This is a genomic window from Alphaproteobacteria bacterium, from assembly GCA_015231795.1.
Classification (GTDB): domain Bacteria; phylum Pseudomonadota; class Alphaproteobacteria; order Rhodospirillales; family WMHbin7; genus WMHbin7.
This window is the reverse complement of sequence record JADGAX010000002.1, coordinates 503533-529076: the sequence shown is the minus strand read 5'-3', so window position 1 is coordinate 529076 and position 25544 is coordinate 503533. Positions and strand designations below refer to the sequence as shown.

General features: G+C 62.8%; 21 protein-coding genes. 14 read left to right on the top strand and 7 right to left on the bottom strand.

Going from position 1 to position 25544, the window contains the following annotated elements; translation table 11 throughout:
- Window positions 1-8 precede the first annotated feature (8 nt).
- The gene (locus tag HQL44_06750; protein MBF0268274.1) at window positions 9-1832 is read right to left on the bottom strand and encodes a flagellar hook-length control protein FliK; all 1824 of its coding nucleotides are present in this window, start codon (window positions 1830-1832) and stop codon (window positions 9-11) included.
- A gap of 222 nt (window positions 1833-2054) precedes the next feature.
- Between HQL44_06750 and HQL44_06745 the strand changes: the two genes are divergently transcribed.
- Window positions 2055-3488 (top strand): tetratricopeptide repeat protein, encoded by a 1434-nt coding sequence (locus tag HQL44_06745; GenBank protein ID MBF0268273.1) that lies wholly within the window; start codon window positions 2055-2057, stop codon window positions 3486-3488.
- On the opposite strand, the gene HQL44_06740 is transcribed toward HQL44_06745, so the two are convergent.
- Window positions 3427-4575 (bottom strand): glycosyltransferase, encoded by a 1149-nt coding sequence (locus HQL44_06740; GenBank protein ID MBF0268272.1) that lies wholly within the window; start codon window positions 4573-4575, stop codon window positions 3427-3429. The two genes, HQL44_06745 and HQL44_06740, sit on opposite strands and share 62 nt — an antisense overlap.
- Window positions 4576-4646: 71 nt before the next feature.
- On the opposite strand from HQL44_06740, the gene gmd reads away from it, so the two are divergent.
- Genes gmd through HQL44_06720 form a run of 4 tightly spaced genes read left to right on the top strand, consistent with a single transcriptional unit; the run spans window position 4647 to window position 10852 of the window.
- Complete coding sequence (gene gmd, locus HQL44_06735; GenBank protein MBF0268271.1) at window positions 4647-5711, top strand: GDP-mannose 4,6-dehydratase; 1065 nt, start codon at window positions 4647-4649, stop codon at window positions 5709-5711.
- Entirely contained in the window at window positions 5698-6657 is a 960-nt protein-coding gene (locus HQL44_06730) for a GDP-L-fucose synthase (protein ID MBF0268270.1), read from the top strand. Before gmd ends, HQL44_06730 begins: the two co-directional genes overlap by 14 nt.
- Window positions 6654-8594, top strand: a complete 1941-nt coding sequence (locus HQL44_06725; protein MBF0268269.1) for a tetratricopeptide repeat protein — start codon at window positions 6654-6656, stop codon at window positions 8592-8594. Before HQL44_06730 ends, HQL44_06725 begins: the two co-directional genes overlap by 4 nt.
- Entirely contained in the window at window positions 8591-10852 is a 2262-nt protein-coding gene (locus HQL44_06720) for a tetratricopeptide repeat protein (protein MBF0268268.1), read from the top strand. The genes HQL44_06725 and HQL44_06720 overlap by 4 nt, the downstream gene beginning before the upstream one ends.
- On the opposite strand, the gene HQL44_06715 is transcribed toward HQL44_06720, so the two are convergent.
- Window positions 10809-12149, bottom strand: a complete 1341-nt coding sequence (locus tag HQL44_06715; protein ID MBF0268267.1) for a tetratricopeptide repeat protein — start codon at window positions 12147-12149, stop codon at window positions 10809-10811. The two genes, HQL44_06720 and HQL44_06715, sit on opposite strands and share 44 nt — an antisense overlap.
- Before the next feature lie 59 nt (window positions 12150-12208).
- On the opposite strand from HQL44_06715, the gene HQL44_06710 reads away from it, so the two are divergent.
- Window positions 12209-13072: a hypothetical protein gene (locus HQL44_06710; GenBank protein MBF0268266.1), complete on the top strand. Its 864-nt coding sequence runs from the start codon at window positions 12209-12211 to the stop codon at window positions 13070-13072.
- Here HQL44_06710 and HQL44_06705 read toward each other — a convergent pair.
- Both HQL44_06705 and HQL44_06700 read right to left on the bottom strand, forming a co-directional pair.
- Entirely contained in the window at window positions 13038-13304 is a 267-nt protein-coding gene (locus tag HQL44_06705) for a ribbon-helix-helix domain-containing protein (protein ID MBF0268265.1), read from the bottom strand. The genes HQL44_06710 and HQL44_06705 overlap by 35 nt on opposite strands.
- Window positions 13305-13466: 162 nt before the next feature.
- Complete coding sequence (locus HQL44_06700; protein MBF0268264.1) at window positions 13467-13760, bottom strand: BolA family transcriptional regulator; 294 nt, start codon at window positions 13758-13760, stop codon at window positions 13467-13469.
- 80 nt (window positions 13761-13840) lie between these two features.
- On the opposite strand from HQL44_06700, the gene HQL44_06695 reads away from it, so the two are divergent.
- From HQL44_06695 to HQL44_06660, 8 genes are read left to right on the top strand one after another with little or no spacing between them, the layout of a single operon-like run.
- Window positions 13841-14431 carry a J domain-containing protein gene (locus HQL44_06695; GenBank protein MBF0268263.1) on the top strand — a complete coding sequence of 197 codons (591 nt, stop codon included), beginning with the start codon at window positions 13841-13843 and terminating at the stop codon, window positions 14429-14431.
- Window positions 14432-14478: 47 nt separating this feature from the next.
- Entirely contained in the window at window positions 14479-15477 is a 999-nt protein-coding gene (gene cobS / locus HQL44_06690) for a cobaltochelatase subunit CobS (GenBank protein MBF0268262.1), read from the top strand.
- Window position 15478: 1 nt separating this feature from the next.
- Window positions 15479-17422, top strand: a complete 1944-nt coding sequence (gene cobT / locus HQL44_06685; protein MBF0268261.1) for a cobaltochelatase subunit CobT — start codon at window positions 15479-15481, stop codon at window positions 17420-17422.
- A gap of 41 nt (window positions 17423-17463) precedes the next feature.
- Window positions 17464-17934, top strand: a complete 471-nt coding sequence (gene aroQ / locus HQL44_06680) for a type II 3-dehydroquinate dehydratase (protein ID MBF0268260.1) — start codon at window positions 17464-17466, stop codon at window positions 17932-17934.
- A gap of 7 nt (window positions 17935-17941) precedes the next feature.
- Window positions 17942-18391 carry an acetyl-CoA carboxylase biotin carboxyl carrier protein gene (locus tag HQL44_06675; protein ID MBF0268259.1) on the top strand — a complete coding sequence of 150 codons (450 nt, stop codon included), beginning with the start codon at window positions 17942-17944 and terminating at the stop codon, window positions 18389-18391.
- A gap of 3 nt (window positions 18392-18394) precedes the next feature.
- Complete coding sequence (gene accC, locus HQL44_06670; GenBank protein ID MBF0268258.1) at window positions 18395-19738, top strand: acetyl-CoA carboxylase biotin carboxylase subunit; 1344 nt, start codon at window positions 18395-18397, stop codon at window positions 19736-19738.
- 2 nt (window positions 19739-19740) lie between these two features.
- The gene (locus HQL44_06665; GenBank protein ID MBF0268257.1) at window positions 19741-20349 is read left to right on the top strand and encodes a leucyl/phenylalanyl-tRNA--protein transferase; all 609 of its coding nucleotides are present in this window, start codon (window positions 19741-19743) and stop codon (window positions 20347-20349) included.
- Window positions 20346-23003 (top strand): bifunctional acetate--CoA ligase family protein/GNAT family N-acetyltransferase, encoded by a 2658-nt coding sequence (locus tag HQL44_06660; GenBank protein ID MBF0268256.1) that lies wholly within the window; start codon window positions 20346-20348, stop codon window positions 23001-23003. The genes HQL44_06665 and HQL44_06660 overlap by 4 nt, the downstream gene beginning before the upstream one ends.
- Here HQL44_06660 and HQL44_06655 read toward each other — a convergent pair.
- Window positions 23000-24094 (bottom strand): glycosyltransferase family 4 protein, encoded by a 1095-nt coding sequence (locus tag HQL44_06655; protein MBF0268255.1) that lies wholly within the window; start codon window positions 24092-24094, stop codon window positions 23000-23002. The two genes, HQL44_06660 and HQL44_06655, sit on opposite strands and share 4 nt — an antisense overlap.
- Entirely contained in the window at window positions 24076-25530 is a 1455-nt protein-coding gene (locus HQL44_06650) for an NAD-dependent succinate-semialdehyde dehydrogenase (protein MBF0268254.1), read from the bottom strand. The genes HQL44_06655 and HQL44_06650 overlap by 19 nt, the downstream gene beginning before the upstream one ends.
- Between the last annotated feature and the right edge of the window lie 14 nt (window positions 25531-25544).

Genomic DNA, 25544 nt, shown 5'->3' with positions numbered 1-25544 from the left:
CGTTTTCCTTACACGCTGATGTCGACGCCGGAACGCGACGAGGCGCGCGGACGGGACTGTGCGATGGTTTCCTCGGCGCTGGCTTCGTCCAACGCCTGGCCGCGCTCGAACCCGTTCAGGCCCTTGCCGCCTTCGGCTTTCTGCTGATTGCCCTGCTGCTCGCCGCGCAGGCTGAATTGCAGCGAACCTTGGTCGGTCTTGAATCCGGCGTCTGCCAGCGATTTTTCCAGCTGCGACGCGTCACGCTTCAAGGCCTCCAACGTTTCCGCCTTGTCGGCCACGATCAGGGCGCTCAATTGTCCGTCTGTGCCCAGCTTCAGCTGCACTTCGACCCGGCCCAGCGCCTCGGGGCGCATCTGCACGGTGATTTTGTCCAGACCTTCCTTGGCCGCCTTGCTGATCTGAACATTGATCTGATCCATGATCTCTTTGGCGGGCACGGGCTGTTTGACCTCGTGCGGCTTTTCGGCGGCCTGGGCCGCATTGGCGGCGCGCGCTTCTTGCGGCGTCTGCGCCTGGGCCAAACCGTTCGAAGCCTGCTGGGCGCTGGAGGCCGACTGGCTGCCCTGCGCGCCCTGAACGCCCTGAATTTCCGCTCCGCCGTCGCCTGCCCCCGCCTGGGCGCCGACCAGCGCCGCCGAGAAACCGCCCGACTGAGTCTGCGCCGTCGCGGCCACGCCAGCGCCCAACTGGGCATTGGCAGGCATCGCCGCCTGGGCGGCGTTGGCGTTCTTGCCTGATCCGTTCTGCGCCATGCCCCCGCCCAGATCGGTGCCGTTCGAGAAACCGCCCTCGGCTCCCGCAACGGCTTCTTGGGTTTGGGTTTCGACGGCCAGCAGGCCGGTCGTCAACATGCTGCTGGGCTGCGAAACGGGCTGGGCGTTCTTGCCCGCCGACTCGATCGAAACCTGGCCGCGCTCGCCTACGATGCGAGACAGCATGGCGGCTTGGCGGTCGGCTTCGGGATTGGCGACATTCTGCGTCTCCGCTGCCTGTTCACCCGTCTGCGCCGTTTTGGCGGCGTTGGCGTTGGCGGTGGCAGGGCGCAGCGAGATGACCGCCTGCTCAAATTCTTCCAACCCATCATCTTGGTTGAAGACGGTCTTGGCCTGCGTCTGGGGACCGGCCTCGGCTTTGGTTTCCCGTCCGGTCTGAAGCAGGGCGGCATCGACCTCGCCTTCGTCGCCCTCGGTTACAAGGGTCTGCGCGGCATCGGCGGTCTGTTCATTGCTCAGCTTGGTCAATTTCGGATCTTGCGCGACCGGCTGAGCAGACATGACGGCAATGACCGCTGCCGTCTTTTCCTCGACCGCCGCCACCATGGCCGCCTTGTCGTTGGTTCCAGCCGCAACGGTCTCGCCGGCCTCGCCGCCAGACTGATCGGCCACGACTTGCGTCTCGCCGCCCGCTTCCACATTTTCGTCGCCAGCCTCGGAAGCGCCATCCGAGCGCTCGACCGATTTGCGCTCGTCGTTGGCGCGGTCGCTCTTATCCGCCTTGGCGGCGGGCTTGCCCTCGGGGCGCACTTCCTGAGCGCGCTCCTGGCCGGTTGTCTTGTCTTCATCGCGGCCGCGGGCCACGGCCTTGTCGTTGGCCGGGCGGGCTTCATCGCGCGACGTGTCGCGAACCTCGATGCGCTGATGCTTTTCGATCACCGGAGCCAAGCTGGCAGGCGCTTGCAGACTGGCAGACACACCCGCCTGCACATTCAACCCCGCCTTGGCCAAGACCGCGGCAAATGCCTCGGCGGCCGACTGGGCGGCGGTTTTCTCTGCCATCAAACCGTCGAGCGGGCTGGCCGCCTGGGTCGACTTTGTGGGATTTACCTGCATGGTTCTCGTCCTTCAGTCACGCGGTGACACGTCGGCTTTTTACTCAGCAAAGGTCGGGCCAACTCGGCCAAGCGCCCGACAAGCCTTATAGAGCGCTGATTATGCTATATGTTTTTTTATAGACGGGGCTGAGATGACCCTGGTGGGCGGCACTTCCTGCCACCAGCCCCCCTCCAAACCCGGCATTTTGTGCCGGGTCCGGGATGGGTTATGGTGCCGTCGATGACCAACCACGCCCCTTCCTCTCGCCAGCTTGCCGCCCAGGCGGCGGCCCTGGCGGCCCAAGCCTATGGCCAAAGCGATTTCGCCCTGGCGGAAAGCTGCTTTGCCAAAGCCGCCTTGCTGGACCCTGCCGTTTCCTCCTATCGCTGCGATCTGGCGACCGCCCGCTTGTCCCAGGGCAAGAGCGACCTGGCGCTGAAGGGGTTGGAAAGTGCGATCGATCCTTTGGACGCGCAAGACTGCGCCACGATGGGGCTGGTTCTGAAGACCATGTGTGCCGCGTCCGAAGCGGCGACTTGGTTAAAGCGCGCCTTGCTGCTGAAGCCGGATCACCTGGCGGCCAGGATCAATTGGTCGAGCCTGCTGCTGGCCGAGGGCCGTCATGAAGAGGCCATCCTCGTTCTGCGCCAAGGGATCTTGGAATGTCCAGGACAGTGGCAGATTCTCAACAATCTGGGCCTGGCCCTGCAAGAAAGCGGCAGGCCCCAGGAAGCCATCGCCTTTTTGGACCAAGCGCTCAAGCTGGCCCCCGGATCACGCGAGGCGGCGCTCAACCGCGCCCATGCCTTGCTGTCGATGGGCCGCTGGCGAGATGGATTTGCCGCCTATGAAGTGCGCCTGCCCGCCGCCCTGCCCTCGCCCAAACCGCGCTGGATGGGCCAAGCGATGCCCGGCGAAACCCTGCTGGTCATGGCCGAACAAGGATTCGGCGACGCCATTCAATTCGCCCGTCTGCTGCCCCTGGCGGCCCAGAAGGCGGGTAAGCTGATCCTGGCCTGCGACCGGGCGATGCACAGCCTGTTCGCGCCGCTTTGCGAAACGGCAGACGAAAGCCAAGCGTTGCCTTTGCACGATGCTTATTGCCCGCTGTTGTCGCTGCCCTTGGCGCTGGGGCTTGAGGCGCCAGAACTTTTCGCCAAGGTTCCCTATCTGACGGCGGACGAACCCTTGGCTTTGGACGGCGACTTTAAGGTCGGCTTCGTTTGGGCCGGGCGGGCGGGACATGCCAACGACAAGAATCGCTCGCTCTCTCCCGATCTTCTAGCCCCTCTGCTGGCCTTGCCAGGGATCAGCGCCTATTCCCTGCAGATTGGCAAGGGAAGCCCGCCCGTCGGCATGCGTGATCTGGCGCCCGCCATCCGCCAGCTTGGCGACACGGCCAACGCCATCGCCGGTCTTGACCTGTTGATCAGCGCCGATACAGCGCCTGCCCATTTGGCTGGCGCGCTGGGCCGTCCGGTCTGGACGCTGATTCCCTATGCGCCCGATTGGCGCTGGGGCCATGAGGGCGAGGCAACGCCCTGGTACCCGACGATGCGCCTGTTTCGCCAATCCAGGCCGGGCGACTGGCCGGGCGTGATCGAACGGGTGGCTACAGAGCTTGAAAAAGCCGCTCGTTCTGGGAATCCCAATCCCATGTCATCATCTTGCTAGCCGTTTCGGGCCAGCGCTCGCGCTTTTGATATATCGCCTCCAGCGCCTCCAGCGCTTCCTCGACGTCCGATTCGCCCCAGCCATCGACCCCCGCCCCAAGATGGGCGGGCAGGACGGGGCCTTGCCTGCCCAGCGCCACGCCGCCCACCAGATCCAGCACATCCTTTTGTCCGGTATTGGCCGCCAGGATCGTGGGCAAACCCATGGCCAGACATTCCATGGCGACCAGATTGGTTCCCCCCTCGCAGCGATTGGGAAACAGGGCGGCGTCGCATTCGCCCAGCACGGCGGGCATCATGGCGTTGGGCACATAGCCCAGATCGATAAAGGACTCTTCGGGCACGCCGTTTTCAGCGGCCCAGTCGGCGATCCTTAGGCCGCCCTGCCCGTTCTTTTCCGGAAGGCCCGCGACATGGCCAACCAGTTCGAAGGCTTTGGCGTCTTCAGCATGCGGGCTTTGCCAAGCGGTCAGCAACAGCGCCTCGGGATGGCGCTGGCGAAACAGGCGAAAGGCCGCCAGGACGATATCCTGGCCCTTGCGATATTCCAGCTTGCCGCCCGAGAAGACGACGAAACGCTCGCCAAACATTCCGCGCCGGGGCCGGGGGTGGAACAGATCGGGCGACACGCCCTGGCGGGCCAGCACGACGTTTTCGAAGCCCAGCCCCTTCAGCAATTGGGCGTTCCAGGCCGAGATGGCGATCAGGCGGGCGAATCTTTTGGCGCGTTCGATCTCGGGGGGCGAAAAACGCGTGTCTTCGAAGGCGATGCAGCCGATGTCGGGCTGGCCCCACACGCGATCGGACAGGGGGTGCATGGCCATGCCGTTGCCCAGCCCGTGCAAGACGGGATGCGCGGGCCGGATCAGTTCCTCTGACGCTTCGAAGTGCTTTGCCGCCGCCAGGGACAGGGCAAGACGGCGCTCCTCCAGCGGATTGAGGGACAAGGCCAGCGGGGTTTGATACAGCGCCACCGGCCCGCGCCCGCTTTTGAGCCAGGACAGGGCAAGGCGGGTTCCATAGACCCCATAGCCCGACAGGCTGGACAAGGCCCAGGTCAATCCAAGGGTGTTTGAGCCGCTGACCACCTCTTTTCCTCCTGACAAACCCCCTGCCCGTAGTATAACGGACAGGCTTTCGTACCATAGGGATCTTTCACGTGACGGGCAAAATAGCATTGATCACCGGGGTGACCGGTCAGGACGGGGCCTATTTGGCCGAATTGCTGCTGGCCAAGGGCTATCAGGTGCATGGCGTCAAGCGCCGCTCCTCCTCGTTCAATTCGGGGCGGGTCGATCATCTGTATCGCGACCTGCACGAGAAGAACGTGCAGTTCAAGTTGCATTACGGCGACATGACCGATTCGACGGCGCTGATCAGGCTGGTGCAGGAAGTGCAGCCCACGGAAATCTACAATCTGGCCGCCCAAAGCCATGTCCAGGTCAGTTTCGAAAGCCCCGAATACACCGCCAACGCCGACGCGCTGGGCGTGCTGCGCCTGCTGGAAGCCATTCGCATTCTGGACATGAAGGACCGCGTGCGTTTCTACCAGGCCTCGACCAGCGAATTGTACGGTAAGGTGCATGAAACGCCGCAAAGCGAAACCACGCCCTTCCATCCGCGCAGCCCCTATGCGGTGGCTAAGCTGTACGGCTATTGGATCACGGTCAATTACCGCGAGGCCTATGGCTTTCACGCATCGAACGGCATTCTGTTCAACCATGAGGGTCCCACGCGCGGCGAAACCTTCGTCACCCGCAAGATCACCCGCGCCGTCGCCGCCATGGAAATGGGCAAGCAAGACAGGTTGTATCTCGGCAATATGGACGCCAAGCGCGATTGGGGCCATGCCAGGGAATATGTGGAAGGCATGTGGCGCATTCTGCAGCAGGCCCAGCCCGACGATTACGTGCTGGCGACCGGCGAAACCCATTCGGTACGCGAATTCGTCGAGGCCGCCTTCGCGGTGGTCGGCAGAAACATAAACTGGACGGGGGCGGGCGTCGAGGAGAAGGGGCTTTGCGCCAGGACCGGCCAAGTGCTGGTGGAGATCGACCCGCGCTATTTCCGCCCGGCGGAAGTTGACCTGCTGTTGGGCGACGCCGAGAAATCGCGCGCCAAGCTGGGCTGGGAGCCTAAAATCCACTTCGCCGATCTGGTTCGGGAAATGGTGGAAGCCGACCTTGCCCTCTTCAAGGCCAAGGGGGCGCATGCCCACGACTGACGCCATGTTCCAGCTTGCGGGCAAGCGGGTCTGGGTGGCTGGCCATCGCGGCATGGTGGGTGCCGCCCTGCTGCGCCGCTTGGCGACCGAAGACTGCGAGATTTTAACCGCCAGCCATGCCGAACTGGATCTTACCCGCCAGCAGGCGGTGGAAGACTGGATGGCGGCCAAGAAGCCGCAGGCGATCATCATGGCGGCGGCCAAAGTGGGCGGCATTCACGCCAACGATTCCTACCCCGCCAATTTCATCTACGACAATCTGGCCATCGAAACCAACATCATCCACGCCGCCTATCGGCTGGGCGTCGAGAAGCTGTTGTTCCTGGGATCGTCTTGCATCTATCCCCGCCTAGCCCCGCAGCCCCTGCATGAAGACGCCTTGCTGACCGGCCCCCTGGAACCCACCAACGAATGGTACGCGGTGGCCAAGATCGCGGGCATCAAGCTGTGCCAGGCCTATCGTCGCCAATATGGCTGCGATTTCATCGCCGCCATGCCGACCAACCTGTACGGCCCCGGCGACAACTACCATCCCGAAAACAGTCATGCCGTGGCGGCCCTGATCCGCAAGGTGCATGAGGCCAAGATCAAGGGCCTAGACGAAGTCGTCATGTGGGGGACGGGCAAGCCGACCCGCGAATTCCTGTTCGTCGATGATTGCGCCGACGGCCTTATCTTTTTGCTCAAGTCCTATTCAAACGAGGATTTCATCAATCTGGGCACTGGGCTTGAACATTCCATCCTGGAACTGGCGCAGCACATCGCCAGCGCCGTCGGATGGCAGGGCCGCTTTGCTCATGATTTGTCGAAGCCGGACGGCACCCCCAGAAAGCTGATGGACAGTTCGCGCCTAAAAGCCCTGGGCTGGAAGCCGAAAACCAATCTGGCCGAGGGACTGGTCAAAGCCTATGCTTGGTTTCTTGCCAACGAGATGGGCGGAAAATGACGTCATCCCCCCTTGCAGGCGCCTTTCAGCTTTACGCGCAAGGCAAGTTGCAGGAGGCCAAGGCAGCGGCCAGCGACGTGTTGACCGCCAATCCCTGCGACATTGAAGCCCAATATCTGCTGGGCGGCATCGCCTTCGCCTTGGAACGGCCGGACGAGGCCGAGCGCTGCTTTCGCGCCGTATTGGACGCAGGATTTCAAACCGCCGAGCTGTTCCTCAACCTAGCCGAAGTTCTTCAAGCTCAGGGCAAGCATGACGAAGCCATCGCCTTCTTCGAGCGATGCCTGGCCCAAGACCCCAAAATGGCGCAGGCCCATCAGCGCCTGGGCCTGCTTCTGGCGCAGATTGGTCGCTACGAAGAAGCGGTCGATATGTTGCAAAAGGCCTTTTTCCAGACACCCGACGCCGGCACGGCCAACAATCTGGGCGCCATTCTGCAAAAGGCCGAACGGCTGGCCGAGGCCGAGGCTTGGTATCGGCAATCGCTGAATATCGACCCCATGCACGCCAAGGCGCAAGACAATCTGGGCGGCCTGATGCAACTGGTGGGCCGCTTAAGCGACGCCATCGAATGCCACGAGCAGGCCATCGCCATCGATCCCAGCTTCGCCTCGGCGCGGGTCAATCTGGCCAGCGCCTTCATGGCCGAGGGGCGCATCAAGGCGGCGGTGGCGGCCCTGCGCTGGGCGCAGGTGATGGAGAAGAACGAGCGCGCGGCGTCGCAAAATTTTCTGATGTGCCTGAACTATGACGAGACGACGGACGCCAAGGCTTTGTCGCTTGAGCATCGCCGCTGGGGCGATTACCAGGAGAAGCGGATCACGGTGTTACCCGGCGTGGCGAAGGCGGGCGGCAAATTGCCCAAGCCCTTGCGGCTGGGCCTTGTGTCGGCGGATTTCAAGCGCCATTCGGTGGCTTATTTCCTGGAACCTTTGCTGGAAGCGCTGAACCGCGAAGAGGTGCAGCTTTATCTTTATGCCGACGTGGCCAATCCAGACGAGGTGACGGAACGGTTAAAGGGGTACGCCCATGTTTGGCGCGACCTGATGGGCCTGAGCGACGAGCAGGCGGCCAAGCAAGTGCGCGACGATGGCATTCATATTCTGATCGATCTGTCCGGCCATACGGCGGGCAACCGCTTGCCACTGTTCGTCTTGAAGCCCGCCCCCGTGCAGGCCAGTTGGCTGGGCTATCCGGCCAGCACCGGTCTGTCGCGCATCGATTGGCGCATCACCGACGCCTTTGCAGATCCTGAGGACGGCAAGGGAGCCGAGCGGCTGGCGCGCCTGCCCGGATTCTTGTGCTACCGGCCAGACGAGAATGCGCCGCAACCCGCACCATCGCCCGCCCTGGCCAATGGGTTCGTCACCTTCGGCTCGTTCAACGCCCTGGCCAAGCTGACCGAGCGCGATCTGTCCCTGATCGGGCGTATCCTGAAACAAGTTCCCCAGTCGCGTTTCTTGCTGAAAGCCCGCCCGCTGGCCGACGAAGGCGTGAAGAAGCGCCTGTATCAGCGCCTGGACCATCACGGCATCGATCCTTTGCAAGTCGAGCTGCTGGGGCGCGTCCCCGAAACCGGCGGCCATCTGGCCCTTTATGCACGCATCGACATCGCGCTGGACCCGGTTCACTACAACGGCACCGCCACCAGCTGCGAGGCTTTGTGGATGGGCCTGCCGCTGGTCACGCTGGCGGGATCGCGCCATGCCCAGCGCGTCGGCGCTTCCATCCTTTCTTGCGCCAATCTGCCCCATCTGATCGCAAACGACGAAGCCGCTTACGTGGCGCTGGCCGCCAAGCTGGCCAGCGACATCCCCGCCTTGGCCAGCCAGCGCGAAAGCCAGCGCGCAATCCTTGCCGCGTCGCCCTTGATGGACAAGCAGGCCTTCGCCGCCAGCTTCACCCAAGCCCTCGCAAAAATGTGGGAAGCGACATGAACTCCCCCAAGCAACTGTTAAAGGATGCGCAAGAGGCGCTGCGCGCGGGCAAACCCGAACTGGCCGAACCCTTGCTGCGCGAGGCCTTGAAGCAGGACCCTGCCTTCGGCGAAGCGCGATACGAACTGGGCGGCGTCCTGCACCAGTTGGGCCGCCAGGACGAAGCGTCGCTCGAACTTGAAGTGGTCAGCGCCCAGGCGAGTTCCAACCCGGCCGTCTGGCTGCGTCTGGGCGATGTACGCTTTGCGCAAGGCCGCCTGGACAAGGCCGTCGTCGCCTATCGCCATGTCATTTCCATCGATCCTGCGATCGTCTCGGCCCACAACAATCTGGGCAACGCGCTGTTGTCGCTGGGCCTGACGGGCGACGCCGCCCAATCCTTCCGCGAGGCGGCTAGGCTGGCCCCCGCCCGTCACGAACCTTGGAACAATCTGGGCGTGGCCCTGATGGGCCTTGCCGACTATGAGGGGGCAGCCGAAGCCTTCGGGAAGGCGGCCAACCTCGCCCCTGCTTTCGCCGCCGCCTGGGTCAATCTGGCTACCGCCTTGTCCCATCTGGGGCGCGCCGCCCAGGCCGAACCGGCGGCCAGACATTCCCTGACGCTTGCGCCGCAATTGCCCGAGGCCCATAACGTGCTGGGCAATATTCTTTCGGCCCAAGGCAAGCGCGAGGAGGCCAGGGAAAGCTATGGCCGCGCCGCCGCCCTGCGGCCTAATTATGTCGAGGCGCATCTCAATCTGGGCCGTCTGGCCATGGAAGAGGGCGGCTATGACTTAGCGCAGCGCCATTACCGTCATGCCCTGTCCCACGATCCTGCCTCGAGCGCAGCACTTGACGCTTTGGGCGTGGCGCAGGCCGCCATGGGGCGCACCGACGAGGCCATCCGCAGCCATGAGCAAGCCATCGCCCGCAACCCCAGTTTTGCCGATGCCTATGTGAATCTTGGCAATGCGCTGACGGCGACGGCCCGCATCGCGGAGGCCAAGGCCGCCTTTAAGCGCGCCATCGCCTTAAACGCCCAAGACCGCGCGGCGTCGCAAAATTTTCTGATGTGCCTGAACTATGACGAGACGACGGACGCCAAGGCTTTGTCGCTTGAGCATCGCCGCTGGGGCGATTACCAGGAGAAGCGGATCACGGTGTTACCCGGCGTGGCGAAGGCGGGCGGCAAATTGCCCAAGCCCTTGCGGCTGGGCCTTGTGTCGGCGGATTTCAAGCGCCATTCGGTGGCTTATTTCCTGGAACCTTTGCTGGAAGCGCTGAACCGCGAAGAGGTGCAGCTTTATCTTTATGCCGACGTGGCCAATCCAGACGAGGTGACGGAACGGTTAAAGGGGTACGCCCATGTTTGGCGCGACCTGATGGGCCTGAGCGACGAGCAGGCGGCCAAGCAAGTGCGCGACGATGGCATTCATATTCTGATCGATCTGTCCGGCCATACGGCGGGCAACCGCTTGCCACTGTTCGTCTTGAAGCCCGCCCCCGTGCAGGCCAGTTGGCTGGGCTATCCGGCCAGCACCGGTCTGTCGCGCATCGATTGGCGCATCACCGACGCCTTTGCAGATCCTGAGGACGGCAAGGGAGCCGAGCGGCTGGCGCGCCTGCCCGGATTCTTGTGCTACCGGCCAGACGAGAATGCGCCGCAACCCGCACCATCGCCCGCCCTGGCCAATGGGTTCGTCACCTTCGGCTCGTTCAACGCCCTGGCCAAGCTGACCGAGCGCGATCTGTCCCTGATCGGGCGTATCCTGAAACAAGTTCCCCAGTCGCGTTTCTTGCTGAAAGCCCGCCCGCTGGCCGACGAAGGCGTGAAGAAGCGCCTGTATCAGCGCCTGGACCATCACGGCATCGATCCTTTGCAAGTCGAGCTGCTGGGGCGCGTCCCCGAAACCGGCGGCCATCTGGCCCTTTATGCACGCATCGACATCGCGCTGGACCCGGTTCACTACAACGGCACCGCCACCAGCTGCGAGGCTTTGTGGATGGGCCTGCCGCTGGTCACGCTGGCGGGATCGCGCCATGCCCAGCGCGTCGGCGCTTCCATCCTTTCTTGCGCCAATCTGCCCCATCTGATCGCAAACGACGAAGCCGCTTACGTGGCGCTGGCCGCCAAGCTGGCCAGCGACATCCCCGCCTTGGCCAGCCAGCGCGAAAGCCAGCGCGCAATCCTTGCCGCGTCGCCCTTGATGGACAAGCAGGCCTTCGCCGCCAGCTTCACCCAAGCCCTCGCAAAAATGTGGGAAGGGCCGAAGCCATAGCTTCGACGATGGGCTTCCAATCGCCCAGCCGCTGCTGACGCCACAATCTGGCCTGCGGATACCAGGGTGTGTTTTCGGCCTTGGGTGGCCAGCGCCAATCGGGATTGGCCCGCACCATGATCCAGGTCGGACGGCCAAGGCTGCCCGCCAGATGCGCAGCGGCGCTGTCGATGGCGATCACCAGATCAAGATGCGCCATGATGGCCGCCGTATCGGCCAGATCGCTGATCTCACGGCCCAGATCGAGCAGGGGAAGCCCCAGACCCTCGATCTGCCCGCCCACATCTCCGGTTTGCAGTGATATCCAATTGACGCCCGGCACATCGAACAGCGGCTTTAGCTGGCCCAATCCGACCGAGCGGGCCTTGTCGGCCTTCATGGCCGGATTGCCCTGCCAGGACAGGCCGATGCGCGGGCGGTTAAGATCGGACAGTCTTTGTCCCCACAGATCCTTCAGCAAGGGATCAGGCACAAGACCGCTGGGAGGAATGTCCGTCTCGCTTTTGCAGTTCATAAGGCGGGCCAGCGACAGCAGCGCGATTTGCACGTCGCAGGTCGGCGGGACATCGTTCCATCCATAAACCGCTTCGACATTGCCGACCGACTGGACAAGGCGCATCAGCGCCCCTTGCGCCATCACCGTTGCCTTGCCATCCAGGCCGGGCAGAAAGCGCAGGAACTGCAAGGAATCGCCCAGTCCTTGCTCTGTCCAGACCAACAGCCTTCGACCGTTCAAGGGCTTGCCGTCCCACAAGGGCAGGCCGCAAGCCTTCATCGCCGCTTCGGTGGCCGAGCCTGCCAGACGAAACTCGTGTGCAGCAAAGCCCTTGGCGAAATCGCCCGCCATCAGAAGGGCGCCGCCCAGATTGGCCCTTAGGCTGGCATCGCCCGGCATCATGGCGCAGGCCCGCTCGAACGCCTTGACCGCTTCTTGAAGTTTGCCCTGATCTTGCAACGACAAAGCCAGATTGCTAAGCGCCATTGCGTCCATCGGGGTTGAGTTGACCACAAGCGCATAAGCCGCCTCGGCCTCGGCGAAACGGCCCAGCGCCCGCAACGCATTGCCCCGATTGGTGAGCATCTCTGGTGGCGCGTGATTTTGCGCCAAGGGCGCCAGAACGGCCAGCGCCTCGTTTGGCCTGCCCAACTCGTTCAGGCAGACCGCCAGATTGTTGCGCACCGCGTTCAGTTCCGGCCTTGCCTGCAGCAACGCCTCGTAAATCGTCAACGCCTCGGACCAATGCCCGTCCGCCTGCAACGCCAGAGCCTGGCGGAACTGAATTTCGCCGTCATCCATTGCCACTTGTCCTTGGGCCAGCAATAATGCCTTCTAACACAACAAGGTGCCCAGGCCCAATGTCCGAAACCTTCACCCTCGCCACCAGCCTTGTCCCCGGGCGCAATCTTGACGTCCAGCGCCAAGCCGTCGCCAGTTGGCGAGCCTTGGGTTTCGACATCCTTTCCTTCAATCGAGACTGCGAGATCGAACGTCTTCGCTTGGATTTTCCCGGCGTCGCCTTTCACGATCCGGGGCGCGACGCCTACGACACCACCGGCAAGCCGCTGATCTATCTGGCCGATATCCTTGGCCATTTCATCGCCCGCCAGGCGGGCGTGTTCGGCATCGTCAATTCCGACATTCTGCTGGATGCCAGCGAGGGATTTAGGCAGCGCGTGGCCAATGAAGCGCAGGGTTCTTTGCTGGTCACCACGCGCGTGGAAATAACAGACCTAGGAGAGCGCACCGGCAAGCGCAATCTGTGGGGTTTCGACGCCATGTTTCTGGACACCGAAATGGCCAAGCGCTTTACCGACTGCGGCTTTTGCCTGGGCATGCCCTTTTGGGATTATTGGATGCCGATGACGGCGGCCATCCATGACCAGGCCTTGAAGCAGAACAAGAACGATGTCGCCTTTCACCTGAAGCACGCCGAGGCGTGGTCGGGCAAGCGCTTCTTGTTCAGTCATATGTTCGTGAAATTCCTGCAAGACGAAATCGCCCGGGCGAGAATGCCCGCAGACCCGTCCTTCGTTTTTCTGCAAGGTTTTTTCAGCTATTATTACGGCAAGATTCACGGTCGGCTTTTGGGCAGCGACACCGCCGATCTGGCGCAAGACGAGAAATTCCACGTCGCCGCCCAGTTCGCCGAATTCACCGACGCGCTGAACGAAACGACCTTCATGTTCATGCGCCGTCAGGCCCGCCTGATTGAGCTTTAAGCCGACCCATGATGTCGGCCACGAAGGCGGGCGTGCCATGGCGCAGCGTCGCCTGCCCGCTTTGTTGCGCCAGGGTTTCGCGAAAATAGCCCAAGATCATGACGCGGATCGCCGCCGTCAGCCCCATGACGCCGCGCCTTTTGTCGATCATCGAGCAAAGTTCGTTGAGCGATAAATTCTCCCGCTCGCAGATTTCACGCAGCGCATCCCAGGAATACAGTTCTAGACGCATACTCGTGCGCCGTCCGCCAACCAAAATATTGCGGCAGACTAACCGGCCCTCTCCCACGGCATTATACCCTTTTCGATTATCCCCCAAGCCCTTCGGCGTGAGAACTGTAACCGAACGACCGTAATATTCAATCAAAAACGGCAGATAAAGTCTATTTACGCATTAAGATTGTGGGCTTTGTGCTGAACCTAGCTCTGAAGGGGCCGCCAATTCCAACGACAGGGCGTGAAGGCCCTGGCGCAATTCCTGGTCCAGCAGCGCATAGATGGCCCGATGCCTTTCGGCCCTACCCTGACCCTCGAAGGAGGGGCAGACCGCCACGATTCTGTAGTGGGTTTCCCCCTCGGGCCTTGCCCCAGCGTGCCCGGCATGGCGGGCCGATTCGTCCACCACCTGAAGATGGGTGGGAGACAGGGCGTTGCGGATCAGGGTTTCCATGCGTTTGGCGCGGTTCATGATTCCAGATGTAGGCAGCCGCAAGGCGTCGTTCAACCCGCGGACTTGCGCTCATACTTCTGGCCGCCCATAGTACTAGGATGCGTCATTATCAACCCCGTCAGGATGCCTTCGTTCGCGAGAAGGATGATTCCAAGAAGACCCGCCGCTGCGATCATCCCGCTTGCGAGGGGGAGGGGCTTTATCGCGCGCCGCGAGCGCCAGACGATTTATCCTCCTACTACTGGTTCTGTCTTGAACATGTGCAGGCCTACAACCGCTCGTGGGATTTCTGCAAAGGTATGGGCGTCGACGCCATCGAGAACATGGTTCGGGCCGACACCACTTGGCATCGCCCGACCTGGCCCCTGGGACGCCAGGAAGGCTGCGTCATTTTCGACGTCGGACCCGGAACCGTCGCCAAGGACCCTTTCTCGCTGTTCCAGCAAACCAAGGGGCGGGCGCGCGCCAACCCGCAGCCCAAGAAGCCGATGGGGCCAGAGGCCAAGGCGATGACGCTGATGGGCCTGGAGCCGGGCTATACCGAATTCAACTTGAAGCGCAAATACAAGCAACTGGCGCGCCTGCACCATCCCGACGCCAACAACGGCGACAAAGGGGCGGAAGAGCGCTTCAAGTCGGTGACCGAAGCCTATAAGATCCTGCTCGACAGGCTGAAGGCCGCCCGCTAGGGTCCAGGCCCGTTCCGTTTTGTGTTGAACATCAGATTGAAGACATCATGACCGCCAACGTTTTTCCCTCTGCCTTGATGACCGACATGCCCGACGCCACCGTCGACGTGCGCAAGGTCTTCGGCATCGATTCCGACATGAAGGCCCCCGCCTTTTCGGCGCGCACCGAACATGTGCCCGACCTGGACCCCGCCTACCGCTTCGATCCGGAAACCACGCAAGCCATTCTGGCCGGTTTTGCCTTCAATCGGCGCGTCATCATCCAGGGCTATCACGGCACCGGCAAATCGACCCATATCGAGCAGGTAGCGGCCAGGCTCAACTGGCCCTGCATCCGCATCAACCTGGACAGCCATGTCAGCCGCATCGACCTGGTGGGACGCGACGCCATCGTGATTAAGGACGGCCAGCAGGTTACCGAATTCAAGGAAGGCATTTTGCCCTGGGCGCTGCAACATCCTTGCGCGCTGGTCTTCGACGAATATGACGCGGGCAGGCCCGACGTGATGTTCGTGATCCAGCGCGTGCTGGAGGTGGAAGGAAAACTTACGCTTCTGGATCAGAACAAGGTGATCCGCCCGCATCCCGCCTTCAGGCTGTTCGCCACCGCCAACACCATCGGGCTTGGCGACACCACCGGCTTATATCACGGCACGCAGCAGATCAATCAAGGCCAGATGGACCGCTGGAATATCGTGACCACGCTGAATTATCTGGAGCATGACGCCGAGGTGGAGATCGTGGTGGCCAAGCTGCCCGATTGGAACACCGAGGAAGGCCGCAAGACCGTGTCGCAGATGGTGGCGCTGGCCGATCTGACGCGCCAGGGCTTCATCGGCGGCGACATTTCCACGGTCATGAGTCCTAGAACCGTCATCACCTGGGCGGAAAACGCCACCATCTTCGGCGGCGACGTCAATTTCGCCTTCCGCGTCACCTTCTTGAACAAGTGCGACGAAACGGAGCGCCCGGTGATCGCCGAATATTACCAACGCGCCTTCGCCGCTGAACTGCCGCAATCGCCCGCCAAGGCGTTGGTAGGCTAAGATGGAGGGCGAAAGCCCCATCGACGCCATGAAGCGCGCCACTTCGGCTGCCTTGCGTGCCGTCTCGGAACGGCCCGACGCCTATGTCGGGTTCGGCCCCGGACCCGCGACCCTGACCTTCGCTCGCAATTCGAACCAGCCCCTGGCGGCCCCCACGCCCACGGCACATCTGCCTTTGGCGGCCCGACGACCCCTGCTTGAAGATCTGATCCGCCTGCGCGGCTCGGCCGACGCGGTGGCCTTGAAGCTCAAGCATCACGACGAGAAGCTGCATGCCAGGCGCGCCCCCGACGAACCCGAGGCAAGGCTGGTCTATGACGCCATCGAACAATCAAGGGTCGAGGCGCTGGGGGCCAAACGCTATCCGGGCTTGGCGCAGAATGTCGCCAGCGCCGTCGAGCTGCGCTTGAAGGGCGAAGGCTTCGGACGCTCCAGTTGCCGCGAGGAAATCCCCCTGGCCGAGGCGCTGCGCGTCGTCGCCCGCAACGCCTTTCTGGGCACGGCCGATAGCTGCCTGCCCGCCACGCGCCATGTCGGTGATCTGTGGCAGGGCTGGGTCATGGAGCGCGCGGGCGACGCTTTGGACAAAATGGCCGGGGCACTGGCCGACCAGAACGAGTTCGCAAAGCATCTGCGCGCCTTTTTGCATGCGCTTGAACTGTCGCAAGCCCCCCTTGAGGACGAGCAGCAATCGGCGGAGTCCGAGCAGCAAAGCCAAGGTTCGGGCCAGGAATCCGAGGACGGCGAGAGCAAGTCCGATGCAGAGGGCGGCCATGAAGGCCAGGCAGACGAGGATATGCAACTGGCAGCCGCCGATTCCGGCGATGTGGGCGGCGAATCAGATGGCGACGAGGGGGCCGAGGACATGCTGGCGCCCGGCCATGGCACCGACGAGCCGGGCGGCCCCACGCAGCAAGCCCATGGCAAGAACGACCTTGAAGGCAAGCATGGTCCCATCTACCGGGTCTACACCCAGCGTTTCGACCAGGTGATCGACGCGCCGGAGCTGTGCGATGCCGAAGAGTTGGACCGGCTGCGCCAGCAGCTCGACAACCATCTGGCCTCGCTCACCGGCGTGGTGGCTAGGCTGGCCAATCGCCTGCAGCGCAAATTAATGGCGCAACAGCAACGCAGTTGGGATTTCGATCTGGAGGAAGGCGTCCTCGATTCCGGGCGTCTGGCCCGCGTCGTCGCCAATCCCACCCATGCCCTGTCCTTCAAGATGGAGCGCGAGGCCGATTTCCGCGATACCGTGGTTTCGCTGCTGATCGACAATTCAGGCTCGATGCGCGGACGCCCGATTTCGGTGGCCGCCATGAGCGCCGACATCCTGGCCCGCACGCTGGAGCGCTGCGCGGTCAAGGTCGAGGTTCTGGGCTTCACCACCAAGGCCTGGAAGGGCGGCCAAGCCCGCGAATCCTGGGTGGCCGACGGCAAGCCCGCCAATCCGGGGCGTCTGAACGATCTGCGCCATATTGTTTACAAGCAGGCCGATGCGCCTTGGCGGCGTGCTCGCAAGAATCTGGGACTGATGCTGCGCGAAGGCATCTTGAAAGAGAATATCGACGGCGAAGCCCTGTTGTGGGCGCATAACCGGTTGATGGCCAGGCCCGAGCAACGGCGTATTTTAATGGTGATTTCGGATGGCGCGCCGGTGGACGATTCGACGCTTTCGGTCAATCCCGGCAATTATCTGGAACGCCATCTGCGCGACGTGATCGCCTGGATCGAGGGCGTGGGGCTGGTTCAACTGATCGCCATCGGCATCGGCCATGACGTGACGCGCTATTACAAACGCGCCGTCACCATCATGGACGCCGAGGAGTTGGGCGGCGCCATGCTCAAGCAATTGACCAGCCTGTTCGACGAATCCAGCCCCGACGCCCAGGCCCCCAAAATGTCGCGCCGCGCCATCCCTATGGAAAAACCCGGACGGGCGGCCTGATCCCTCCTTGAAATACCCACCCCCCGTGCTATAACCCCTGCATGACGACGAAACGGGCCAAAACCGGGGCCAGCCCCATCGTTTGGGTGCTGAACGGCCCCAACCTCAATCTGTTGGGCAAGCGCGAGCCGGAAATCTATGGCCGCACGACCCTGCCCGAGATCGAGACGGCTTGCCAGGCCCGCGCCAAGGCGCTGAATCTGGCCGTCGATTTCCGCCAAACCAACCACGAAGGCGAACTGGTCACCTGGATTCAGCAATCCAAGGGGCAGGCCAGCGGCATGATCTTGAACGCAGGCGCCTATACCCACACCTCGGTTGCCCTGCTGGACGCGCTGAACTTCGCGCAGGTGCCGACCATCGAGGTTCATCTGTCTCAGCCTTTGAACCGCGAGCCTTTCCGCCATCACAGTTTCGTCACCCCGGCGGCCCAGGGATTGATCTCGGGCTTGGGGGCGCATGGCTACGAGCTGGCGCTAGAAGCGCTTGCCCGCCTGATTCACAAATCCTAGAGGAAGCATGACGACCCCAACCGCCAAGATCGACGCCGAACTCGTCCGCACGCTGGCCGAACTTCTGAACGAAACAGGCTTAAGCGAGATCGAATACGACACGGGTAGCCTTCGGCTGCGTGTGGCCCGTCAGTTGACGGCGGTCGCCCACGCCCCCATGGCCATGCCGGGTGCTCCGGGCGCGCCGGTGGCGCAATCGGCCGCCCTTGATGCGGCCAACCATCCGGGCGCCGTCACCTCGCCCATGGTCGGCGTGGCCTATCTGTCGCCCGAACCCAGCGCCGCCCATTTCATCAAGGTGGGCGACCGGGTGACCGAGGGCCAGACCTTGTGCCTGATCGAAGCCATGAAGACCTTCAATCCCATCCGCGCGCCCAAGGGCGGGCTGGTTACGCAGATTCTGATCGGCAACGGCCAGCCGGTGGAATTCGGCGAACCCCTGGTCATCGTCGAGTAGCGGATGTTTGACAAGGTCCTCATCGCCAACCGGGGCGAGATCGCGTTACGCATCCACCGCGCTTGTCGCGAGATGGGCATCCGCACGGTGGCGGTGCATTCGACCGCCGACGAGGACGCCATGCATGTGCGCCTTGCCGACGAGGCGGTTTGCATCGGCCCGCCTTCGGCCAAGCAAAGCTATCTGAATATTCCGGCCATTCTGTCGGCGGCCACCATCACCGGGGCCGAGGCCATTCATCCCGGTTACGGGTTCCTAAGCGAGAATGCCGACTTCGCCTCGATGGTCGAAGAACACGGCTTCACCTTCATCGGACCCAGCCCCAGCCATATCCGCATGATGGGCGACAAGATCACGGCCAAGAACGCCGCCAAAGAGGCGGGCTTGCCGGTGGTGCCCGGTTCCGACGGCGCCATCGAAAGCCAGGAACACGCCAAGCAAGTGGCCGCCGAGATCGGCTATCCGGTGTTGCTGAAGGCCACGGCGGGCGGCGGCGGCAAGGGCATGAAGGTGGCCAAGGACGAAACCGAGATCGAGGAGGCCTGGCGTCTGGCCCGCTCGGAAGCGGGCAGCGCCTTTGGCAATCCCGACTTGTACATGGAAAAATATCTGGGCAAGCCCAGGCATATCGAAATTCAGATTTTGGCCGACAATCACGGCAATGTGGTGCATCTGGGCGAGCGCGATTGCTCGTTGCAGCGCCGCCATCAAAAGGTGCTGGAGGAAGCGCCCTCGCCCGCGCTCAATGCCGAATTGCGCGAAATGATCGGCACCACCGCCACCACCGCCATGAAGAAGCTGGGCTACCGCAACGCGGGCACCATCGAATTCCTGTATGAGGACGGCCAGTTCTTTTTCATCGAAATGAACACCCGTTTGCAGGTGGAACATCCGATCACCGAAATGATCACCGGCCTCGACATCGTGCGCGAGCAGATCCGCATCGCCGCCGGAGCGCCGCTTGGCTATACGCAAGACGAGGTTCGCTTCTCGGGCCACGCCATCGAATGCCGCGTCAACGCCGAAAATCCCGACACCTTCGTGCCCTCGCCGGGCAAGGTGGGCATCTACCACGCGCCGGGCGGCTTGGGCGTGCGCGTCGATTCCGCCCTGTACACCGGATACCGGGTGCCGCCCCATTACGACAGCATGATCGCCAAGCTGATCGTGCACGGCACCAGCCGCAACGAATGCATGATGCGCCTGAAACGCGCACTCGGCGAATTCGTGATCGAGGGGCTTAGCACCACATTGCCGCTGCATCAGCGCCTGATCGCCGAACCCGATTTCGTGAACGGGGCCTACGACATTCACTGGCTGGAACATTTCGTCCACCGCCAGGATTGAAAATGCGCGGCCTGACCCCGGAAATCTTGCTGTCGGCCTATGCCGCGGGCGTGTTTCCGATGGCCGAGTCCAAGCAGGACTCCTATCTGCACTGGATCGATCCCGAGCGCCGGGGCATCTTGCCGTTGGACGATTTCCACCTTCCCAAAAGCCTAGCCAAGACGATCCGCCAGGGCCGGTTCCAGATTCGCGTCGATGTTGATTTCGAGGCGGTGATCGACGGATGCGCCGATGCGGCGCCCGGGCGCGAGGATAGTTGGATCAATCCGGTCATCCGCAGCTTGTTCCTTGAGCTGCACGCCATGCGCCTGGCCCATAGCGTGGAAGCCTGGCAAGACGGAAAACTGGCGGGCGGTCTTTACGGCTTGGCGATGGGCGGCGCCTTTTTCGGCGAAAGCATGTTCTCGCGCGCCACTGACGCCAGCAAGGTGGCCTTGGCCCATCTGGTCGAGCGGTTGCGAGCGGGCGGATTTATTCTTTTGGACATTCAGTTCATCACCAGCCATCTGGCCCGCTTTGGCGCCATTGACATCCCCAGGGCCGAGTACCACAGTCTATTGGCCCGCGCCCTTCAGATCCCCGCCGATTTCCACGCCTTGGAGCTGGCATGAGTCTGCGCCATATCCGATCCTTGTTCGCACCCCAATCGATCGCCGTGATCGGTGCATCGAACCGCGCGCGCCGCTCGGGCTCCGTCTTCATGGATAGTTTGCTTAAGGGCGGCTTCAAGGGTCCCATCATGCCGGTGAACCCGAAGTATGAAGCGGTGGGCGGCATCCTGGCCTATCCCGACGTGGAAAGCCTGCCCAAGCCGCCCGAAATGGCCATTCTGTGCGTGCCTGCCCAGATGACCGCCGATTTCGTGCGCAGGCTGGGCCTGATGGGTACAAGGATCGCCCTGGTGGTCGCCGACGTCGCGGGCGACGAGCGTCTGCGTCTGATCGCCGCCGCCAAGACAACCGGCGTGCGCCTGCTGGGGCCTTCCACCCTGGGTGTGCTGTCGCCCAAGAATGGGCTGAACGCCAGCATCGCGCATGTGCCCGCCCTGCCCGGCAATCTGGGCTTCGTCTCGCAGTCGGGCGCGTTGTGCACGCATGTTCTGGATTGGGCGCATCCCAAGGGCATTGGTTTTTCGCATTTCGTCTCGCTGGGCGACGCGTCGGATCTCGATTTCGCCGACATGCTGGATTTCATGGGCACCGATCCGGCCACCCGCGCCATCTTGCTGTACATCGAAGAGATCAAGGAGCGGCGCACCTTCATGGCGGCGGCGCGCGCCGCGGCGCGCAACAAGCCGGTGCTGGCCGTCAAGGCGGGCAGGCGGGCCAGAAGGTCGGAAGCCGAAGCCGGACGCTCGGGCGCCTTGGCCGAGCATGACGATGTGTGGGACGCCGCCCTGCGCCGTGCGGGCATTCTGCGCGTTGACAATATCGACGAATTGTTCGGTGCCGTGGAAACGCTGGCCCGGGCGCGCCCCATGAAGGGCGAGCGGCTGGCCATCGTCAGTAATGGCGGTGGCGCCGGCGTGATGGCGGAAGACGCGCTGATGGAAAGCGGCATGCGCCCGGCCCTGCTTTCCGACGCCACCACCGCAAAGCTAAGACAGGTCGCGCCGAAAAGCTGGAACGGGGCCAATCCGGTGGATATCCAGGTCGATGCGCCAGCCAGCCGCTATGGCGACGTGGTGCGCATTCTGGCCGAGGACCGCGAGATCGACGCCGTGCTGGTCATCCATTCGCCCAACGCGCTGGCCTCGACCATGGAAATCGCCGAGCAGGTGATCGCCACCGTGAAGAAGCACGGCGGCAACGTGCTGACCTGTTGGGTCGGCGACGAGGCGGCGACGCCCGCCCGCAAGCGGTTCGCCGAAGGCGGCTTGCCCACCTATGAAACGCCCAGGCAGGCGGTGCGCGCCTTCCAGCATATGGTGACGCACAGGAAGAACCGCGAAATCCTGATGCAGACGCCGCCGGAAGCGCCCACCGTTTTCAGGCCCGACAAGGCGCAGGCCAGGCAGGTGATCGAAGCGGCGCTGGGGCGCGGCAACGGCATCCTGACCGAACCGGAATCGAAGTCGGTGCTGATGGCTTACGGCATCAAGGCGGCGGAAGTGCGCATCGCACACACGCCCCAAGAAGCCGGAGACATTTCCAAGCAACTGGGCTATCCGGCGGCGCTGACCGTGGTATCGCCAGACATTACGCGCAAATGGGATGTCGGCGGCGTGGCGCTCAGCTTGGAAACCGCCGAGGCGGTGACGGCGGCGGCCGAAGGCATGATCGGGCGCATCGAGGCCAGAAAGCCGGGTGCCAGGATCGACGGCTTTACCGTGCAGCGCATGGTGTCGCGCCAGAACGCCCGCCAGTTGATCATCGCCGTCACCACCGACCCCCTGTTCGGCCCGGTCATTATGTTTGGCGAAGGCGGGCGCGCCGTCGAAGTGATTCGCGATCATGCCGTGGCCCTGCCGCCTTTGAACGTGACCTTGGCGCAAGAGCTGATCGAACGCACGCGCATGTCGCATCTGCTTGACGCCTATTTTGATCGTCCTGCCGCCGACCGCGAAGCCATCGGCCTGGCGCTGATGCAGGTCTCGCAGATCCTGATCGACCATCCCGAAATCGTCGAGTTGGACATCAACCCGCTGTTCGCCGACGACAAGGGGGTGACCGCCGTCGATGCCCATATCCGCGTGGCCCCCTATCACGGACGGCCCGGCTTCCATCTGGCCATTCATCCCTATCCGCAAAGCCTGGAGGAAGAGGCGCTGCTGAAGGACGGGCGCAAGATCATGCTGCGCCCCATCAAGCCCGAAGACGAACCGGCGCATTACGGCCTGATCGAGCGCATGACCGCCGACGATTTGCGCATGCGCTTCTTCAGCGTGCTGCAAAGCCTGCCGCACTCTGAAATGGCGCGCTTGACGCAGATCGACTACGACCGCGAAATGGCCTTCATCGCCACCTTGTTCGACGACGCGGGTGCGCCGGAAACCTTGGGCGTGGTGCGCACCGTGGCCGACGCCGACGAGCGCGAAGCAGAATTCGCCATCGCCATTCGCTCCGACATGAAGGGCCAGGGGCTGGGCAAAAAACTGATGGAAAAAATTCTTGCCTATCACCGCAAGGACAAGCCGGTGAAGCGCGTCTTCGGCACCATTCTGGCCGAGAACAAACCGATGCAGGAACTGGCCAAGCGCCTGGGCTTCGTCATCAAGGACGGGCCGGAACCCGATGTCGTGCTGGCCGAGATTTATCTGTCCTAATAGCCAAGGGCCTCAGCAACCTTGCCCGCGCGTAAGCTCCAGCTCCAGTTTTCTTGCATGACTCGGGCGGCCTCCAGCCCCCTGGCTCTCGCCCCCTTCGGATCGGCGTAAATTTCTTCCAGCTTCGCTACGCATTCGCCGACATCGCTTTCGCCCCAGCCGGGCTTCATCGATGCGCCCTGGCGCTTCAGCATCCAGCAAGGCACAGAGCCGGTCAGATCGAGATGGCCGGTATTGGCCGACAGAATGGTGGGCAGGCCGCTGGCCAGGGCCTCCATCGCCACCAAGTTCGTCCCACCCTCGCAACGATTTGGGAATAGGGCGGCGTCGCAGCCGCGCAATACCTCGCCCATCAAGCGGTTGGGGATGAAGCCAACATCCACCACGGCATCTGGGGGGATGCCATAGCAGGTGGCCCAGGCGGCCAGATCGGTCTTGCCCTCGGGCGTTCTGGGAAGATCGATATCCGTCTCTTCCGAGAATCCCCGCCAAGCGGTCACCAGCAGCGCTTCACCGTGGCGCTCGCGAAATTCGGCGAAGGCCTGCAAGACAATGTCTTGTGCCTTTCTGGCTTCCAACTTGCCGCCCGAGAAAATCGCGAAGCGCCCCGGCCAGGCGGGGTTTCTCGGCCCCGGATGGAAGACGGTTTCGTCATAGCCCTGTTGGGCGACAACTACGTTCGTGATTCCGTTGGCGCAAAGCAGGTCGGCGTTCCATTGCGATCCGGCAACGATGATCCGATGGTTTTTGGCCCGCTCTTTCGCAATCTCTTGCAAGACGGGTTCTTCGAAAAAGACCAGGCCCGCATCGCCGATGCCGCTCACCAACCCGAAATCGGCCAGTTGATTGCCCAGCGCATGCAAAACCGGAAAATCGACGCGGCGCGAGGCTGGGATTTTTTGTACATACACCTTGGAGAACAGCGCTTGCTGGGCGGGCGTCAGATCAAGCTGCGGCGGATGAAACAAGACCGGCTGGGCGGACTTGCGCCGAAGCAACGCCAGACACAGATGCAAGCCGAAGACGCCCCAGCCCGAATAGCTGGAGATGGGCCAGTCGATGCCCAGCCTTGTCAAACGCCCCCCAGGCACAGATATTTGATTTCCAGAAAATCATCGATGCCGTATTTCGAGCCTTCGCGACCGATGCCCGATTCCTTGACGCCACCGAAGGGCGCCACCTCGGTCGAGATGATGCCTTCATTGATGCCGACGATGCCGTATTCCAGCGCCTCGGCCACGCGCATAACACGGCCCACGTCGCGGGCGTAGAAATAGGCGGCCAGACCAAAGGGCGTGTCATTGGCTAGGCGCACCGCTTCGTCTTCCGTCTTGAATTTGTACAGCGGGGCGACGGGTCCGAAGATTTCCTGAGACGCGCAATCCATGGCTGGCGTGACGTCGGCCAGGATGGTGGGCTGATAGAAAGTGCCGCCCAGTTCGTGGCGCTTGCCGCCCACGATCACCCTGGCTCCCTTGGCCAGCGCGTCGGCCACCAATCGTTCCACCTTCAAGATCGCCTCGTCATTGATCAGCGGACCTTGCGCAACGCCTTCGCCGGTGCCCGGACCCACTTTCAAGGCGGCCACTTTTTCCCCCAGCTTGGCCGCAAAAGCGTCGTATACGCCTTCTTGCACCAGCAACCGGTTGGCGCACACGCAAGTCTGCCCGGCATTGCGGTATTTCGACGCCATGGCGCCCGCCACCGCGGCGTCAAGATCGGCGTCGTCGAACACGATGAAGGGCGCATTGCCGCCCAGTTCCAGCGAGACCTTCTTTACCGTGTCGGCGCATTGGCGCATCAGCATCTTGCCGGTCTCGGTGGAACCGGTGAAGGTGAATTTGCGCACACGCGCGTCACCCGTCAGTACAGCGCCGACACCCTTGGGATTCTTGCAGGTCACGATATTGAACACGCCCGCAGGCATGCCCGCACGCTCAGCCAATTCCGCCAGCGCCAGGGCCGACAGCGGCGTATCCTCGGCGGGTTTGATCACCACCGTGCAACCGGCGGCCAGGGCCGGAGCCACCTTGCGCGTGATCATGGCGTTGGGGAAATTCCAGGGCGTTACCGCCGCCACCACGCCGATGGGCTGTTTCAGCACGATGATGCGCTTGTCGGGACCATGCGAAGGGATCACGTCGCCATAGACGCGCTTGCCTTCCTCGGCGAACCATTCGATGAAGGAAGCGCCGTAGGCGATTTCGCCCCTGGCCTCGGCCAAAGGCTTGCCCTGTTCGGCGGTCAGCAATTGCGCTAAGTCTTCTTGGTTGGCCAGAATCAGGTCGAACCATTTGCGCAAGATTTGCGCCCTCTGTTTGGCGGTCAGCGCCCGCCAAGCCGGGAAGGCAGCTTCTGCGGCAGCGACGGCGCGCTGGGCCTCCGCACTTCCCAATTCCGCCACCTGCGCCAGCTCTGCCCCCGTCGCCGGATCGGTCACGGCGAAACTGGCCTTGGAATCGGCTTCTATCCATTCGCCGCCGACATAGGCCTGCGTGCGAAACAAAGATTTGTCTTGAAGCTGCATGGCGATCTCCTTTG